This is a genomic window from Flavobacterium sp. P21 (genome assembly GCF_050632225.1).
Classification (GTDB): Bacteria; Bacteroidota; Bacteroidia; order Flavobacteriales; family Flavobacteriaceae; genus Flavobacterium.
Genome location: NZ_CP192585.1, coordinates 2,675,367 through 2,692,325, shown reverse-complemented (window position 1 = coordinate 2,692,325; position 16,959 = coordinate 2,675,367). Strand labels below are relative to the sequence as shown.

General features: G+C 33.8%; 13 protein-coding genes and 3 pseudogenes. 5 read left to right on the top strand and 11 right to left on the bottom strand.

Translation table 11 applies throughout. The features are described from left to right. Positions 1-41 precede the first annotated feature (41 nt). The 3 genes from ACQ9BO_RS13345 to aspA form a co-directional block, all read right to left on the bottom strand. On the bottom strand, positions 42-716 hold the full coding sequence (locus tag ACQ9BO_RS13345) for a response regulator transcription factor (RefSeq protein ID WP_431241114.1): 675 nt from the start codon (positions 714-716) through the stop codon (positions 42-44). 310 nt (positions 717-1,026) lie between these two features. Then, complete coding sequence (locus ACQ9BO_RS13340; protein WP_431241113.1) at positions 1,027-2,103, bottom strand: BamA/TamA family outer membrane protein; 1,077 nt, start codon at positions 2,101-2,103, stop codon at positions 1,027-1,029. 342 nt (positions 2,104-2,445) lie between these two features. Further along, positions 2,446-3,855, bottom strand: a complete 1,410-nt coding sequence (gene aspA / locus ACQ9BO_RS13335; RefSeq protein ID WP_431241112.1) for an aspartate ammonia-lyase — start codon at positions 3,853-3,855, stop codon at positions 2,446-2,448. 156 nt (positions 3,856-4,011) lie between these two features. On the opposite strand from aspA, the gene ACQ9BO_RS13330 reads away from it, so the two are divergent. Next, complete coding sequence (locus tag ACQ9BO_RS13330; protein ID WP_431245115.1) at positions 4,012-4,590, top strand: pentapeptide repeat-containing protein; 579 nt, start codon at positions 4,012-4,014, stop codon at positions 4,588-4,590. A gap of 24 nt (positions 4,591-4,614) precedes the next feature. Next, on the top strand, positions 4,615-5,010 hold the full coding sequence (locus ACQ9BO_RS13325) for a hypothetical protein (protein WP_431241111.1): 396 nt from the start codon (positions 4,615-4,617) through the stop codon (positions 5,008-5,010). 57 nt (positions 5,011-5,067) lie between these two features. Here the strand turns inward: ACQ9BO_RS13325 and ACQ9BO_RS13320 are convergent, their stop codons facing one another. From ACQ9BO_RS13320 to glyA, 4 genes are all read right to left on the bottom strand, one after another. Continuing rightward, a complete protein-coding gene (locus ACQ9BO_RS13320; RefSeq protein WP_431241110.1) occupies positions 5,068-5,565 on the bottom strand; it encodes a GNAT family N-acetyltransferase in 498 nt (165 codons plus the stop codon). A gap of 1 nt (position 5,566) precedes the next feature. Beyond that, positions 5,567-6,607 (bottom strand): GMP reductase, encoded by a 1,041-nt coding sequence (locus ACQ9BO_RS13315; RefSeq protein ID WP_431241109.1) that lies wholly within the window; start codon positions 6,605-6,607, stop codon positions 5,567-5,569. Positions 6,608-6,811: 204 nt separating this feature from the next. After that, positions 6,812-7,405 (bottom strand): tRNA-(ms[2]io[6]A)-hydroxylase, encoded by a 594-nt coding sequence (locus tag ACQ9BO_RS13310; RefSeq protein WP_431241108.1) that lies wholly within the window; start codon positions 7,403-7,405, stop codon positions 6,812-6,814. A gap of 133 nt (positions 7,406-7,538) precedes the next feature. Then, entirely contained in the window at positions 7,539-8,813 is a 1,275-nt protein-coding gene (gene glyA, locus ACQ9BO_RS13305; RefSeq protein ID WP_431245114.1) for a serine hydroxymethyltransferase, read from the bottom strand. Between the two features lie 109 nt (positions 8,814-8,922). On the opposite strand from glyA, the pseudogene fahA reads away from it, so the two are divergent. After that, positions 8,923-10,205 (top strand): annotated as a pseudogene (fahA, locus tag ACQ9BO_RS13300) (fumarylacetoacetase). A 129-nt stretch (positions 10,206-10,334) separates the two neighbouring features. On the opposite strand, the gene ACQ9BO_RS13295 reads toward fahA, so the two are convergent. After that, positions 10,335-10,679, bottom strand: a complete 345-nt coding sequence (locus ACQ9BO_RS13295) for a hypothetical protein (RefSeq protein WP_431241107.1) — start codon at positions 10,677-10,679, stop codon at positions 10,335-10,337. A 51-nt stretch (positions 10,680-10,730) separates the two neighbouring features. Then, on the bottom strand, positions 10,731-11,771 hold the full coding sequence (locus ACQ9BO_RS13290) for an agmatine deiminase family protein (protein WP_431241106.1): 1,041 nt from the start codon (positions 11,769-11,771) through the stop codon (positions 10,731-10,733). Positions 11,772-11,959: 188 nt separating this feature from the next. Between ACQ9BO_RS13290 and ACQ9BO_RS13285 the strand changes: the two genes are divergently transcribed. After that, positions 11,960-13,477, top strand: coding sequence for a choice-of-anchor I family protein (locus ACQ9BO_RS13285; protein ID WP_431241105.1), 1,518 nt, complete (start codon positions 11,960-11,962; stop codon positions 13,475-13,477). A gap of 202 nt (positions 13,478-13,679) precedes the next feature. After that, positions 13,680-14,944: pseudogene (locus ACQ9BO_RS13280) on the top strand (OmpA family protein). A gap of 276 nt (positions 14,945-15,220) precedes the next feature. Here the strand turns inward: ACQ9BO_RS13280 and ACQ9BO_RS13275 are convergent. Beyond that, positions 15,221-16,112: pseudogene (locus ACQ9BO_RS13275) on the bottom strand (carbon-nitrogen hydrolase). A 174-nt stretch (positions 16,113-16,286) separates the two neighbouring features. Continuing rightward, positions 16,287-16,700 (bottom strand): hypothetical protein, encoded by a 414-nt coding sequence (locus ACQ9BO_RS13270; RefSeq protein ID WP_431241104.1) that lies wholly within the window; start codon positions 16,698-16,700, stop codon positions 16,287-16,289. Between the last annotated feature and the right edge of the window lie 259 nt (positions 16,701-16,959).

The following is a 16,959-nucleotide window of genomic DNA, read 5'->3' as shown; positions in this document are numbered from 1 at the left end:
AAAGCTACATAATTGAATGTAATTTTTTTCTTATATCCATTTTATAGCTGTATAACATAACCCAAACCTTTCATGGTATGAATCAGTTTGATTTTATAAGGTTTATCAATTTTCTTTCTCAAATAATTGATATAAACATCTACAACATTTGTGTTCATATCAAAATTAATATCCCAGACATTATCCAGAATTTGATCACGGGAAACAATTCTGCCGGCATTTCTGGCTAAATAATACAATAATTTAAACTCTTTGGCTGTCAAAACAATTGCTTCTCCATCTCTTTTTACAGATTTGGCTTTTCCGTCTATCTCTAAATCACCAATTATGATTTTATCGATTCTTTCTGTATCCTGACTGGCTCTTCGATGTAAAGCATTTACTCTGGCATCAAGTTCACCAAATTTAAAAGGCTTTACCAGATAATCATCTGCTCCGGCATTTAATCCTGTTACAATATTTTCAGAAGTTCCTAAGGCTGTCAAAAGCAAAATTGGCACGAAGTTTTTGCCAGCGCGAAGTCTTCGGCAAATTTCAATTCCATTGATATCCGGAAGCATTACATCTAAAACTACAACATCGAAATGGTAATTATGAATCATTTCGAGAGCCGTTTTGCCATCGAGAGCCACACTTACTTCGTTGTTGTTTTCAGCAAATCCTTTTCTTAAGATCGACAAAAGATTTGGTTCGTCTTCGACTATTAGTAACTTCATCTAAATTTGGATATACAACAAAAATAAGGATTGACATTAAAAATGTAAATCAGAATAGTTAAAAATTATGATTTAATTATGAACAACTCGTTTGGCCCAATTAATCCAAACACATAGAAACATAGATTTTAGATTACTTAAAAAAGGCGTTTCACTTATTTTAAATGAACATAGATAGCTATGTGTTAGAAACTAGTTTCTTTCTTAAGTTCTTTTAGACAAATAAAATCTATGTTTCTATGTGTTGAATAATAAAAATAAATTATACTCAATCGATTACAAACACGAACATTAGTTATGACCAAAAAAATTAGAAAGTTTCGCCTGCATTCAAATAAAAACCTTTAGAACTGTTCCCCCAAGCATAATCCATAATCAAGTTGGTTCTTGTAGCTTTATCAATTAAAACACGCAGACCCAGACCAAATGCTGGCTGAATATATTGAAAAAGCTTGGTGTCAGTATCTGGATTGCTTGTGGTTACAAAATTTGTGAAGACAGTACCGCTCAACATTTGGTTGCAAGTAATTGGAAATCTAAATTCAGTAGCCGCATAAACCAAATTTGTTCCTCTAAACAATCCCTGAGTATATCCTTCTCCGCTTCGACTTCGCTGATCCCAGCCAATTGCAGGCAAATTCAAATACGGAACTTTTCCTTTGGTAACAAATTGTCCATATGTCCAAAGCGCCAGAATATATCGTTTATCTTTTTGCGAAACCGGAATAAAATTTCGATACTCGGCATACAAAACATTACTTACTTCTTGATTATCAAACAAAACCGGATTAAATCGATAATTGATATTGGCAAACCATCCATGACTTGCATTTACTTGGTTGTCTCTCGAATCATAAACCAAATTAAGGCTCATTCCGTTCAAAAAATACTCTTTGTCGTCAAAGCCATATTGCTGGTTATAATTATAATGATAAGTAAACTTCCCATTTGCAACATCAAGATCTTTATCAACAATGCTCGAATACCAATCGATGTTAATTCCACCGCCAACATAAAAATTTGGATGCATCTGAAAAGAAACTGCCTGATGAAACTTGAAGTAATTATAATCCATCGGCTCGGCAATTGAATCAATACTGAATCCCGGAATTTCATCTCGTCGAGGCGGAATAATATTTGTTCCTAAACCATAATTGGGCTGTGAAAAGATATACAAACGATAATCACCACTTAAAAATATCTTGTTGTTTTTCAGCAAAATATTATTCTTGACATTTACCAGCCATTGTTTTTTTGTAGTATAGGTTATTCCAACATTGGCAATAGAATATTTATCTGCTTTTTCTTTTCCTTTAAATGTATATTGTGCCACAGCACCATAAAAAAATCCTGTTGCCGGCTGGGAACCAATTGCAGGAATAATCAAGAAAAAGCTATTTTTTACGGGTTTTACAACATAAACAGAATCCTTTTTTTAAAGATTTCTAATATTGTTTTCGGAGGACAAATCTTGGAAGAGTCAATTTCAGTTTGTGCTAATAAGCTAAATTGAATAAAAAAAGCAATCCGAAGATTTTATAGTTATTCTGAAAGTAATTATTTTTTAAAAATTTTACCATGCTAAGTTTTAATTTTTGGAAACAATAATCAATTCATATGTAAATATATGGCTTATTTTCAAGATTTTACAGTACAAAATCAATAAATATAAAATAAAAAAAGCCGTCCATAAAATGACGGCTTGTTATTGTTTTTGTAATATCAAATACTATTTTGTGATAAATTTTGGATGGATCAAGTTTTCCAAAGAATAAATTTCATCCCATTTTTCTTGCGTTATTAGTTTACGTTCTAAAACCGCAATCTGATGTACACTTTTATTTGTTTTTAAAGCTTCTCCAGCAATACTTGCGCTCTCTTCATAACCAATTATCGGGTTCAATTGCGTTACAATTCCAATGCTGTTCATGACCATATTATAGCAGTGATCTACATTTGCCGTAATTCCGTTGATACATTTGTCAATTAAAGTCTGAATTGCATTTGAAAGATAATCTAAAGATGTAAACATTGCAAAAGCAATAACTGGTTCCATAACATTCAATTGCAATTGTCCAGCTTCTGCCGCCATCGTAACCGTTAAATCCTGACCAATTACATAAAAACAAGTCTGATTTACCACTTCTGGTATTACTGGATTTACTTTTCCGGGCATAATTGAAGAACCTGGCTGGCGCGCTGGAAGATTGATTTCATTTAAACCTGTTCTTGGACCAGAACTCAACAATCTTAAATCATTGCAAATTTTAGAAATCTTAACAGCAGAACGTTTTAAAGTTCCCATAATCTGAACATAAGCTCCTGTATCTACAGTGGCTTCAATTAAATCTGGTGAAAGCGTTAACGGAATTCCAACCTCCTCTGCCAAATATTTTACACAGATTTCTGGATAACCCTCTGGTGCATTTACTTTTGTTCCGATTGCTGTTGCGCCCATATTGATCTCTAACAATAATTCCTGAGCATTTTTCAAACGAACGATATCTTCGCCAATTGTAGTTGCATAAGCTTTAAACTCTTGTCCTAAAGTCATTGGAACGGCATCTTGCAATTGCGTTCTTCCCATTTTTAAGACATCCTTAAATTCTTCTCCTTTTTTAGCAAAAGCGACTTCCAAACCAGCAAAAGTTTTGATGAAGCTTTCCATTTTCAAATACAAAGCAATTCTAAATGCCGATGGATAGGCATCGTTTGTTGATTGAGAACAGTTTACGTGATTATTTGGATGCAAGAAATTGTATTCTCCTTTTTTGTAACCTAAATATTCCAATCCGATGTTTGCAATTACCTCATTGGCATTCATATTTACCGAAGTTCCTGCGCCACCTTGAATCAAATCGCTCACAAATTCTTTGTCAAATTTACCAGCAATAACCTGATCGCTTCCGTAGCAAATCGCTTCAGCAATTTTAGGATCAATTGCATTGCAGTCTTTGTTTGCCAAAGCAGCGACTTTTTTTACGTATCCTAAAGCTTTGATGAATAAAGGTTCTTTTGAAATTGGAATTCCGGTAATATTGAAGTTTTCTACCGCTCTAAAAGTCTGAATTCCGTAGTATAAATGATTAGGAATTTCTAATTCTCCTAAAAAATCATGCTCTTTTCTTGTTGATTCCATATAATAAAATTGATATGTTTTACCTTAAAAAATAAGCGTAAAGCTACATTATTTTTATACGAAAGCGGATAGATTTTTAAAATGTTTTATGATTTAGACCGAATATTTTGCCACAAATTATTACCTTTTCAGCCTCAAATAATTACCGAAAAAGAGTTGAAAAAGGAAAGCGAATATTTTCTTGACAAAGAATACAATACGATTATTTACGCCAAAGAGGACTTAAATTTTAAGGATTTTGAATGTTGCGTTTTTAATAATTGTAATTTTTCGGCCTGTACTTTTCTTGCTGTTACTTTTATAGACTGCGTTTTTAATGATTGTATTTTCAGCGAAGCCAAAATTAATTATGTGGCTTTTAGAACAGCAAGATTCAACCGATGTGAAATCAAAGACGTTAATTTTGCAATGTGCGACAAATTGATTTTCGAAATCGAATTTAATGACTGCACTTTGGATTTTTCAAAGTTTTACACCTTAAAATTAAAAGGAACTTTTTTTACCAATTGCAGTTTGATCGCAGTTGATTTTATGGTCGCAGATTTAACGAATGTAGTTTTCTACAACTGTGATTTATACCGCTCCGAATTTGACAAAGCCATCGCCAACAAAACCGATTTTAAAACTAGCTACAATTATACAATCGATCCGTCAAAAACTAAATTGAAAAAAGCTGTTTTTTCTTTGAAGGAAGTGAAAGGATTATTGTTTAAACATGATGTAATTGTGAGTTGAATTAATTTAATTTTAATAAAACAAATGAAAAAGCTTTCTATTCTTCTTTTTTTACTCTTTCATCTAATAACATACTCTCAAAAAACAACTTCATATAAAAACATAGGAGTAATTTTTCCAAAAGATTATGATTCCTATCTTTTTGATAATTCAGAGCGATTCACCCCTACTTCAAATGAAATCAAAGAATTAGAATTTTTGCTTAATAAAAACATAAAAGCTATCAACACTAATAAATTCACCCCTTTAATACACAAAAACTTAGACAAGTACAATAGACAGTATATTGGCTTTTTTAACGAGAAAGGGGAAAGAATTATTTATATAAATTTTCTTTGGAGAGAAAATTACACTTCAGAAAAAAATGGAAAACCGAATGGTATGATGTCGCAGATGGAGGCAGTTATTATTGGAATATAAAATATAATTTAGTCAATAAAACTTTCTTTGATTTTCGAGTAAACACACTTGGTTAAATTAAATTTCCTTCCCCATCACATAATCCTCCATTAAATACCCATTTCCAATTTCTATATCGACCGTTTCTTTAATTTCGAAACCTAGCTTTTTATAGAAATTCAAAGCCGTATTAAATCGGTTTACGTTTAATAAAAGTTCGGTTGAATTATTTTCTAAAGCCATTTTAGCAATTTCTTCAAAAACAATTTTACCATAACCTTTCCCTTGTGTTTCTGGTAAAAGGTAAATTTTATGGATTTTCGTTATGGCTTCATCTTTATAATTATGTTCAATTCCGATAAAACCAATTACTGATTCTGAATCTGAAATCAAATAAAACAACTGTTCTTTATTCTGAATTTGCTTTGAAAGCGCTTCATCAGAATAAATTAGATCTAACATATACTCTAATTGTTCTGAAGTTAAAATTTCGCCATAAGTAATTGGCCAAGTTATGTGTGCAATTTCTTGAATTTTAGCAATATCTTCAACAAATGCTTCTGTAATTTTAATCATATTATTTTTTAAAAACTTGATTTTCTTGTTCGCTTACGCGGATGAAAGTGGTTCTTTTTGTTAATTCTTTTAATCTTGAAGCCCCAACATAAGTGCAAGTGCTTCTTATTCCTCCCAAAATATCTAAAACCGTGTAAATCACATCTCCTTTAAACGGAACTTGAACTGTTTTTCCTTCGCTAGCACGATATTCGGCAACACCTCCGGAATGTTTGTCCATTGCTGTTTTCGAACTCATTCCGTAAAATTGTTTAAATTTTTCGCCTTTTACCTCTATCAGTTCACCACCACTTTCTGTATGTCCTGCCAGCATTCCGCCAAGCATTACAAAATCGGCACCAGCTCCAAAAGCTTTGGCAACATCGCCTGGAGTTGTACAACCACCATCGCTTATAATATGTCCGCCTAAACCGTGAGCGGCATCTGCACATTCGATAATTGCAGATAATTGTGGATAACCGACACCCGTTTTAACACGCGTTGTACATACAGAACCAGGACCGATTCCGACTTTTACGATATCAGCTCCTGCTAAAAGCAATTCTTCGGTCATTTCGCCTGTAACTACATTGCCTGCGATAATGATTTTATCAGGATACTGTTTTCTGGTTTTCTTTAAGAATTGAACAAAATGCTCTGAATAGCCGTTTGCCACATCGATGCAGATAAATTTCAGCAACGGATTTACAGTTATAATTTTTCCGATTTTTTCAAAATCTTCTTTTCCTGTTCCAGTGCTTACGGCAATATAATCGTAGAAATCTGGATTTGCATTTTTTAAGAAATTATTCCATTCTTCTAAAGTGTAATGTTTATGAATAGCTGTAAAAAGCTTTTCGTTTGCCAAAACCTTAGCCATTTCAAAAGTTCCTACCGTATCCATATTGGCTCCCATTATTGGAATTCCTGTCCAACTTGCAGTGCTGTGCAAAAACTTGAAATTTTGTTCTAAGGAAACTTCAGATCGGCTTTTGAGCGTTGATCTCTTAGGTCTAAACATTACATCTTTAAAGCCTAATTTTAGGTCTATTTCTATTCTCATAGTTTGAGATTTTGGTTACTCTCAAATGTAAGAATTTCTGATTTTAGATTTCAGATATTAGATTAACAAAAACTTGAACTTTTGAACAATTACTGATGTGCGTTCGCGAAAAGCACTTTTTAATTTCACAAAGATTCGCAAAGCTTTCACAAAGACTCACAAAGTAAAAACTGAAAACTGCCACTGAGACTCAAGACTAAAAAACTACCCGTGAATAGTCTCTCCTTTTCCGTAATTGGTAATGATTGATTCTTCAAAAGCCAACCATTCTCTCCAGCGTTTTTCAACATCAATTCCAACTCCGTATTTACGAGCATAAGTGATGAAAGTCGTGTAATGTCCTGCTTCACTTTCCATTAATTCTCTGTAAAAAACAGCTAATTCTTCATCTTGAATGTTTTCTGAAAGTACTTTAAAACGTTCGCGACTTCTTGCTTCGATCATAGCTGAGAAAAGAAGTCTTTCTACTAGTCCAGAAACACGGCTTCCGTCGCCGCTTCTTTTCATGTATTGATATAGTTCGTTTACGTAATCATCTTTGCGCTCACGACCTAATTTCAATCCGCGTTTGATGATGATATTATGCACCTGCTCAAAATGATCTACTTCTTCTTTTACCAAAGCCAATAAATCCTGAACCAAATCCTGATGTTCTGGATTGTTTGTAATAATGGTAATAGCATTTGTTGTCGCTTTTTGCTCGCACCAAGCGTGATCTGTCAAAATTTCTTCGATGTTTTTCTCAACAATATTTACCCATCTTGGGTCAGTTGGCAATTGTAATCTTAATACGCCCATTTCTTAAATTATGAGTTATGAGTTATGAGTTAAAAGTTATGAGTTAAAAGTTATGAGTTATAAAAGCAAAAATCGAAAGTCAAAAATAAGGCTTTTGACTTTCGACTTTAAAAACTTTAAGACTTATAATTAATTAATATGCAAAAATTGGTCTTTCGCTCATTAATTCGTTTACTTCTTCAGCAACTTCTTCGATAAGATCTTCGTTTGTATGATCTGTAAGAACTTTATCGATTAAAGCTACGATAGTTTCCATATCTTTTTCAACTAAGCCACGAGTTGTGATTGCGGCTGTTCCAACACGAATTCCAGAAGTGATAAACGGAGATTTATCGTCAAAAGGAACCATGTTTTTGTTTACTGTAATTTCAGCTTTCACTAATGCATTTTCAGCTTCTTTACCAGAAATGTTTTTATTTCTTAAATCAATAAGCATCATGTGGTTATCTGTTCCGCCAGAGATAATGTTGTAACCTCTTTTTACGAAAGCATCAGCCATTGCGTTTGCATTTTTTTGTAATTGCATTGCATAAGTAAAGAACTCATCTTTTAATGCTTCACCAAAAGCAACCGCTTTAGCGACAATAATGTGCATTAAAGGTCCTCCTTGATTTCCAGGAAAAACAGCTAAATCTAATAAAGAAGACATCATTCTGATTTCTCCTTTTGGAGTTGTTAATCCTTGTGGATTTGGGAAATCTTTCCCCATTAAGATTAGACCTCCACGTGGTCCTCTTAAGGTTTTGTGCGTTGTTGTAGAAACAATATGGCAATGCGGAATTGGATCGCTTAATAATCCTTTTGCAATAAGACCCGCTGGGTGCGAAATATCAGCAAATAAGATCGCTCCTACGCTGTCAGCAATTTGTCTGAAACGAGCGAAATCCATATCACGAGAATAAGCCGAAGCTCCAGCGATAATTAATTTTGGCTGTTCTTTAGTTGCAATTTCTTGAATTTTATCATAATCTAAACGGCCAGTTTCAGCATCTACACCGTAGAAAACTGGACGGTACAAACGACCTGAAAAGTTTACAGGAGAACCGTGAGTCAAGTGACCACCGTGAGATAAATCAAAACCTAAAATAGTATCTCCAGGATTCAAACAAGCATGATAAACAGCAGTGTTTGCCTGAGAACCTGAGTGAGGCTGTACGTTTGCATATTCAGCACCAAACAATTCTTTTGCTCTGTCAATTGCAATTTGCTCAATAACGTCAACTACTTCGCGACCTCCGTAATATCTTTTGCCAGGATAACCTTCAGCATATTTATTCGTTAAAACAGAACCAGTCATCGCCATTACTTCATCACTTACGAAGTTTTCAGAAGCGATAAGCTCTAATCCGTGAATTTGTCTTTCTTTTTCCTCTTGGATAAGATCAAAAATTTGTTCGTCGCGTTGCATTTTTTCGTTTTTCGTTAATTTGATGCAAAAATACAAAAAAACGTTTGTCATACAGTTAGATTATGATATATTTGACATGTAATTTTTCAACAAATAATTAACATCTAACATGCCAATAACCGCCAACGATACCAAAAGAAAATCATGGTTAGAAGTGCCAGAAAATAGCGACTTCCCTATTCAAAATATTCCTTTCGGTGTATTTCTTACTAAAGAAAATGTCGTTACTGTAGGAACACGAATTGGTGATTACGCTATAGATTTAGGGGCTTTACAACAGTTAAACTATTTTGAGGGAATAGATTTAACCGATGATATGTTTATGCAAGACACGCTAAATGATTTTATTTCTGACGGAAAAAAACATGGCGTTTAGTTCGAAATCGTATCGCTGATATTTTCGACGCAACTAATCCGCAACTTAGAGATTCAACAAAAGATCGCGATATTGTTATTTTTAATATTGATGATGTCGAGATGCAATTGCCTGTTTTAATTGGCGATTATACCGATTTTTATTCTAGTAAAGAACATGCTACAAACGTAGGTAAAATGTTCCGCGACCCAGAAAATGCTTTATTGCCAAACTGGCTTCATATTCCAGTAGGATATCACGGAAGAAGTTCTACAATTGTTCCGTCTGGAATTCCGGTTCACAGACCAATGGGGCAAACAATGCCTGCAGGTGGCGATTATCCTGTTTTTGGACCATCTCGTTTAGTAGATTTTGAGCTTGAAACCGCTTTTATTACTACTGATGTAAATATTATGGGAGAAAATATCCCAACTTATGAAGCAGAAGATTATATTTTCGGAATGGTTTTGCTAAATGACTGGAGTGCGCGTGATATCCAGAAATGGGAATATGTACCGCTTGGGCCATTTTTAGCTAAAAACTTTGCGACTTCAATTTCGCCTTGGATTGTGACTATGGATGCTTTGGAGCCTTTTAGAACTAAAGGACCAAAACAAGATCCGTCTCCGCTTCCATATTTACAAAGTAAAGGAAAGAAAGCTTTTGATATTCATTTAGAAGTTTCTATTCAACCTGTAGATCAAGAAGAAACTGTAGTTTCTAAATCTAATTTCAAATACCTATATTGGAACATGAGCCAGCAATTAGCGCATCATACTTCAAACGGATGTCGTGTGAATTCTGGTGACATGATGGGTTCTGGAACAATTTCTGGACCAACCCCAGATAGTTTTGGTTCTATGTTAGAATTAACTTGGGGAGGAAAAAATCCGATTCAATTGAATGGCGGTGGAGAACGTAAATTCATTGAAGATCATGATACTGTAATTATTCGAGGTTTCTGCGAAAATCATGACGTAAGAATTGGTTTTGGAGAAGTTGCTAGTCAATTATTACCTCCATTCATCAGACAATGAAGAGAAGATAAATCTGAAGAGATATAAAAAATGAAAACCTTGTTAGAATCTAACAAGGTTTTTTTATTATGAATTGAATCTCGTAAAGACGCAGAGACGCAAATTTTTTATTTGTACAAATAAAATAAATTATTTCACAACTTTCTTGTGTTTGAAACACATAAATACGATTAAGGAACTTGCAATCAGAAATGGTATACAATAAAATAATTCGTTTGCTTTTGCATCAGAAAACATCAATATTGTCCACATAACCCAAACATATAATGAAACTGAACCCATTATTTTTGAAATTATAATTTTAGCATCAAACAACATTAAAATTAACGCCGCAAAACTCAGAACAAAACATATTTTCAGCATAAAAATATTTATTGTCGCACTTATTCCCTGATAACATGAACCTCCTTCAATATAAAAACTTTCTGGAACATTAAAGTAAGTATAAATTGTTGTGCTTATTAATAAAACCAAAAGAACTATCTCTTTTTTCTACTCACTTTCATATAAGTTTTATATCGTAATTTAAGCAGGTATCTGCTGGCTTAAACAATGTAAAGTTCCAAATCCCCAGATAAAATCGATACAGCTTATGCCGATTACTTCTCTGTCTGGGAAGCATTCTGCTAAAATATTTAAAGCTACTCTATCGTTGCTATCGTTGAATGTTGGCACTAAAACACAATTATTCAGAATCAAGAAATTCGCATAACTTGCCGGCAATCTTAAATCTTCAAAATCTACACGTTTTGGCATCGGCAATGCTACAATTACAGGAGATTTTCCGTTTTCTAATTTTGCGTTTTGCAAACGTTTCAAATTGTCCTGCAAAGGCTTATAATTTGAATCGTTTTTATCAGTTTCTACAATCGTTACAATCGTATCTTCATTTACAAATCGGCATAAATCGTCGATATGTCCGTGAGTATCATCTCCTTCAATTCCGTCTCCAAGCCAGATTACGTTTGTAACTCCAAGATATTCTTTAAAAACCGCTTCGTAATCTTCTTTAGTAAATCCTTGATTTCTAACTTGAATTGTTGGATGCATTAAACATTCCTCAGAAGTCAACAAAGTTCCTTTTCCGTTTACATCAATTGCACCGCCTTCAACAATTACAGGTTTTCCTTTATACATAACCTGTGTCAAGGGAACATCAATAAAATCAGCCACTTTTCCCGGAACAAATTTATCTAATTGATAGTTTTTGTATTTCGCCCAACCATTGAAGTTGAAATTTAATGCTTCTCTTTTTGATCCATTTTTTACAATAATTGGTCCAGAATCACGCATCCAGCTTCTGTTGGTTTTATGAATGATATAGGAAACATTTTTAATATTAACACGAGCTCTTTCAAGCATATCAGCAACTTTTTCTTTCAGTTTTTCATCGGCTACGACCAAAAAAACCGTTTCAAAAGTGGCTACTTTTTTTATAAATTCTACAAAAGCCCATTGAACAGCTTCGTATTTTCCTGGCCAATCGTTACCATTGTGCGGAAAACACAATACAATTCCTTGTTGTTTTTCCCATTCTGCTGGAAATCTTCTATTATTTGTTGACATAAAAACGTTCTATATTTTGAAAGTGTACAAAGATAAGCATTCGCTAGGACTATAAAACATCTGATTGAAATTCGCGTCAAATTTTACAAATAATATCTTGCAAAAATTAAGTTAAAGATTAAATAATGAAGGCTTAATATTCAAAAAAGTTCTCCTATTTACTTTTGGCAGAACTAAAAACTATTAAAATGAAAAAATTAACAATCTCATTATTAACAGCTTTACTTATTATGACAAGCTGTAATAACGATGAAAACTCAAATGGTGAACCTGAAGTTATTGTAAACGAAAACCCTGGAACTTTTAAAGAAATTGGTTCTATTACAATTGGCGGTGAAGTCTACGCCGAAATTTCAGCTTATTGCGAAAAAACAAAAAGACTTTTTACAGTAAACAACAGCGGAACTAATCAAATTGATGTTATCGATTTATCTGATCCTACAAAACCAGCAAAAATTGGAAAAATTGATTTAACAGCTTACGAAGGTGCTTCAAACAGCGTTTCTGTTTTTGACGGAAAACTTGCTGTTGCATTAGAATCGACTGTAAACAAACAAGGAAATGGAAAAGTAGTTGTTTTCAATACTTCAGATTACAGCTTGATCAAACAAGTTACCGTTGGTGCTTTGCCTGACATGATCACTTTCTCTCCTGACGGAAAATATATCATGACTGCTAATGAAGGCGAGCCAAACACAGACTACACGCAAGATCCGAACGGTACAATTTCTATCATTGAAACAAGTACTTATAACGTTACAACACTTGATTTTGCTTCATTTGCGAGCCAAGCGACAACATTAGCTAAAGACGGATTCAGAATTTCGAAATTTGCAAAAAGCTTCGCACAAGACATTGAACCAGAATACATCACGATTTCTGATGATTCTAAAACGGCTTGGGTAACTTTACAAGAAAACAACGGAGTTGCAAAAGTTGATTTGACCTCTAAAACTATCACAGCTATTTATCCATTAGGTTTAAAAGATTACAATACTGCAGAAAATGCAATAGATATAAGCGACCTTGACGATAAAATTGCTTTTAATCCTTGGAAAGTGAAAGGAATGTATATGCCAGATGCAATTAGTCATTTTTCTGCTAATAATGTTCCTTATTTTGTTACTGCCAATGAAGGTGATGCAAGAGAATATACTGCTTACACAGATATCAAAAGAATGAAAAGCTTGAAACTTGATGCGACAGTTTTTCCAGATGCGACAAATATGAAACTTGATGCTAATTATGGCAGATTAAATCTTGTTGCTGACATGGGCGATACAGATGGTGATGGCGATTTAGACGAAATGGTAAGTTTTGGGGCAAGATCTTTCTCTATCTGGAACGGAAACACAGGAAAAATTGTTTTTGACAGCAAAAATGATGTTGACAAAAAAACAAATGAATTAGGAACTTACGACGACAAACGCAGTGATGACAAAGGTTCTGAGCCAGAAGCTGTTGTCGTTGCAAAAATGGGAAGCCAGAATATCATATTTGTTGGATTAGAAAGATCAGATGCATTTATGGTTTATGATGCTACAAACCCAACATCTCCACAATATTTGCAAACTGTAAAAACAGGTGATGCTCCAGAAGGAATTCTTTTTATTCCAGCTTCAAAAAGTCCTACTAAAAGAAGTTTGCTAGTAGTAAGCGACGAAGGTGACGGAAGTATAAAAATATATCAACCAGACTTGAAATAAATCTTATTTTAAAAAAAGGGAGGAAGGACAAAATATAAATTTTGTCCTTTTTTTATGTCCCTAATTTTGATTTCATTAACGAATTTACATAATAAAAAGCCAAAACGTGGGAATTATGTAAGAGCAAATAGAACACATTCTAAAACCCACCACATAATTTTGTCATGAGTTTAAAATAAAAACCAACCTAAATTTGAATATCATGAAAAAGAAATTATGCTCTCTGTCCTTTTTAATAGCGACGTTTTCAGCAAGCGCACAAAATATGACGACCACTACTACTCCTACAGTTGATCAATCACAATACAATAAATGGTCTATAGAATTAAATGGCGGTGTCAATAAACCGACTCGAACAATGACTCCTGGTTATTCTACTTCAACTTTAAATCCGTTTCATGCTGATTTAGGTGTGAGATATATGTTTAGCCCAAAGTTTGGGGTAAAATTAGACGTAGGATACGATCAATTTACAGAACGTGATGACACTCCAGATTTTGAAAGTAGATACGTAAGAGCGAGCATCCAAGGTGTTGTAAATATTGGACGCGCCTTGAATTTTGAAACTTGGACAAATACTATTGGTGTTTTAGCACATGGAGGTTTTGGAGTTTCGCAAATTAGTACCGAAACTGGTCCAGGAGGTCAGGATTATATGGGACACGGAATTCTAGGTTTAACTGGTCAAATCAAATTAAGCAATAGAGTTGCTTTAACTGGTGACCTAACCGGAATTGTAAACGGAAAACAAAACTGGAACTTTGATGGAATGGGAACTACTAGAACAGGCGCATTTGATGGTGTTTTATTAAACGCTTCTGTTGGGTTGACATTCTATTTAGGTAAAAATGAAAAACATGCCGACTGGGTTGGTGAAGAAGACAGAATCAGTGAATTGGAAAAAGAGTGGACTTAGTTGAAACTGGACTTTTAGACACTGACAAAGATGGTGTCGCTGATTTGTATGATTTAGAGCCAAATAGTATTGCAGGAGTCGCAGTAAACACAAAAGGTCAATCTATTGATACCAATCAAAACGGTGTGCCTGATGAGCTAGAAAGCTATTTAGACAAAACTTACGAAAAGAAAGGCGCTGGAAGTGGAAGTCTTACAAACAGTACTGTTGAAGAATTAATCAACGGAGGTTATGTAAATGTATATTTCGACTTCAATTCGTCTAAACCAACAAATGCTTCATTGTCTGGCGTTGATTTCTTAGTGAAATATTTGAAAAACAACCCAGGAAAATCAGCTGATATTATTGGTTATGCTGATGAAATTGGAAGCTCAAGCTACAACACTGAATTATCAAGAAAAAGAGCTGAAGCTGTGAAAAAAGTAGCTGTAAATGCCGGAATTGATGCTTCAAGATTGAATGTAATTGCTAATGGAGAGGATACTTCTGTTAACAAAAATTCTAAAGAGGCACGTCAAATCGTGAGAAGAGTTACTTTCCAAGTGAAGTAATCTATATAAAGCTAAAAACGAGAAAAGGAGCTGTTTCATTTTTGAAACAGCTTTTTTTTATAAAAATCTTTAAGTTCCAGCGGAGCGAGATATTTATAGAATTTGAAACCAACAAAGAAAAAGCTCCAGCGGAGCGATATATTAGATCATAAATAAATAAATAAATAAATAAATAAATATGTCTGTTCTTTACTATAAATATTTAGCTTCTCCGAAGCTTATAAAAAGAAAGAGCTGTCTTTTCAGACAGCTCTTTCTAATATAATTTTAATCGAATTATTTATCGATTGCTCTTTTTGTAATGTCTCCAAAAGCATCAATTCTTCTGTCTCTGAAAAACGGCCAGTTTTGACGAACATTTTCTTGAAGATCTAAATCAACTTCAGCAATTAAGATTTCTTCTTTATCGTGTGAAGCCTGAGCTAAAATTTCTCCTTGTGGCCCAGCGATGAAAGATGCTCCCCAAAACTGAATTCCTTCAGTTCCTTCAAGGTATTTTTCTAAACCAATTCGGTTCGCAGCAGACAACGAAAACACCATTAGCAACGGCATGACCTTTCATTACGTTCATCCATGCTCCGTACTGATTTTCTCCATATTGTTCTTTTTCTTTTGGATGCCATCCGATAGCTGTTGGATAGAATAAAACCTCTGCTCCTTTTAAAGCTGTAATTCTAGTCGCTTCTGGATACCATTGATCCCAACAGATTAATGTTCCAACCGTTCCTTTTTTAGTTTCGATTGCTTGGAAACCTAAATCACCTGGCGTGAAATAGAATTTTTCATAGAAATGCGGATCGTCTGGAATGTGCATTTTACGGTACAAACCAGCTTCTGTACCATCTGTATCGATGATATAAGCGCTGTTGTGGTAGATTCCAGCCATTCTTTTCTCGAAGAAAGGAACAATGATTACAACTCCTAATTCTTTTGCCAATTCGCTAAAAGCAATAAATGAAGTACTGTAAAGTGGTTCTGCTAATGCAAAATTATCTACATCTTCGCTTTGGCAGAAATAATGACTGCTATATAATTCAGGAAGTAAGATCACCTCTGCTCCTTGGCTTGCGACATCTCTTACCCAGCTGATACATTTTTTAAGATTATTTTCAGCAACATCATTCAGATTTAACTGAATTACTGATATTTTATATTTTCTTTTCGGCATGACATGAAATTTAGAGTGCAAAAATAACACTTTTTAAAGGAATGGCAAAGCTGATAACTTTTATATAACAAACAATAGATGCATTAAAATTAAAAAACCATTTTACATCAGCTTAAAATCAAACCTCTGCAAAATGGCTTATCAACCTAAAAAAATATCAACTAAGAAAGTGTTTTATTCAATCACAACTTTCTGAGTCAAGAATTCAGTTTCTGATTTTTTGAATTTGATTTCGATAGTTCCTTTTGCAGTTGCTTTGAATTTGTAAACTGTCTTTTTAGGATCTGGCACTTGTTGCGTACAAACTCCATCTACTGGATATTTTGCTACAACTTGCAGACCTTTTACCTCACCGATTGTAGCTTCTGAAATCTTATCAAATTCGCCACAAGCATTATCAACCAAATAAGTTACATCATAACTCAATTCATCATTTACTTTTCCAGTTGCTGGACCTTCAATTTTTGTCACAAATGCTGTTTTTGTTTTAACTGATGTTTCAGCTTTATCGTCGTCGTTGTCGCATGAAATTAATGCAGTTGATAAAAATAATACTACTAAAACTGATTTTAATCTAAAACTTTTCATATAAAATAATAATTAATTGTTAATTACTATGAAGATGCTGTGTAGTTGCAAAGGTTGCTTTGGTAAAATGTTAAATAGTTTACTCAAAATTTCAACCTTCTATAAATCAGAAACTTATTTTTTGTTATTTTTTTTCAAAATGCCAATATTTCTTATAAAAATAAAAACTTCTCATCTAGCCCCGATCGAAGCGACATCCTTTTTCCTGCTTCTTTAGCAGGGAAAAGATACAGCGGAGAGCGGGACAAAACTTGAACTG

Bases quoted from the DNA above. Each gene is read 5' to 3' on its own strand.
- aspA (WP_431241112.1), bottom strand. From the start codon at position 3,855: ATGGAATCAACAAGAAAAGAGCATGATTTTTTAGGAGAATTAGAAATT.
- ACQ9BO_RS13290 (WP_431241106.1), bottom strand. From the start codon at position 11,771: ATGTCAACAAATAATAGAAGATTTCCAGCAGAATGGGAAAAACAACAA.
- ACQ9BO_RS13310 (WP_431241108.1), bottom strand. From the start codon at position 7,405: ATGGGCGTATTAAGATTACAATTGCCAACTGACCCAAGATGGGTAAAT.
- ACQ9BO_RS13345 (WP_431241114.1), bottom strand. From the start codon at position 716: ATGAAGTTACTAATAGTCGAAGACGAACCAAATCTTTTGTCGATCTTA.
- ACQ9BO_RS13315 (WP_431241109.1), bottom strand. From the start codon at position 6,607: ATGAGAATAGAAATAGACCTAAAATTAGGCTTTAAAGATGTAATGTTT.
- ACQ9BO_RS13270 (WP_431241104.1), bottom strand. From the start codon at position 16,700: ATGAAAAGTTTTAGATTAAAATCAGTTTTAGTAGTATTATTTTTATCA.
- ACQ9BO_RS13320 (WP_431241110.1), bottom strand. From the start codon at position 5,565: ATGATTAAAATTACAGAAGCATTTGTTGAAGATATTGCTAAAATTCAA.
- ACQ9BO_RS13325 (WP_431241111.1), top strand. From the start codon at position 4,615: ATGAAAAAGCTTTCTATTCTTCTTTTTTTACTCTTTCATCTAATAACA.
- glyA (WP_431245114.1), bottom strand. From the start codon at position 8,813: ATGCAACGCGACGAACAAATTTTTGATCTTATCCAAGAGGAAAAAGAA.
- ACQ9BO_RS13285 (WP_431241105.1), top strand. From the start codon at position 11,960: ATGAAAAAATTAACAATCTCATTATTAACAGCTTTACTTATTATGACA.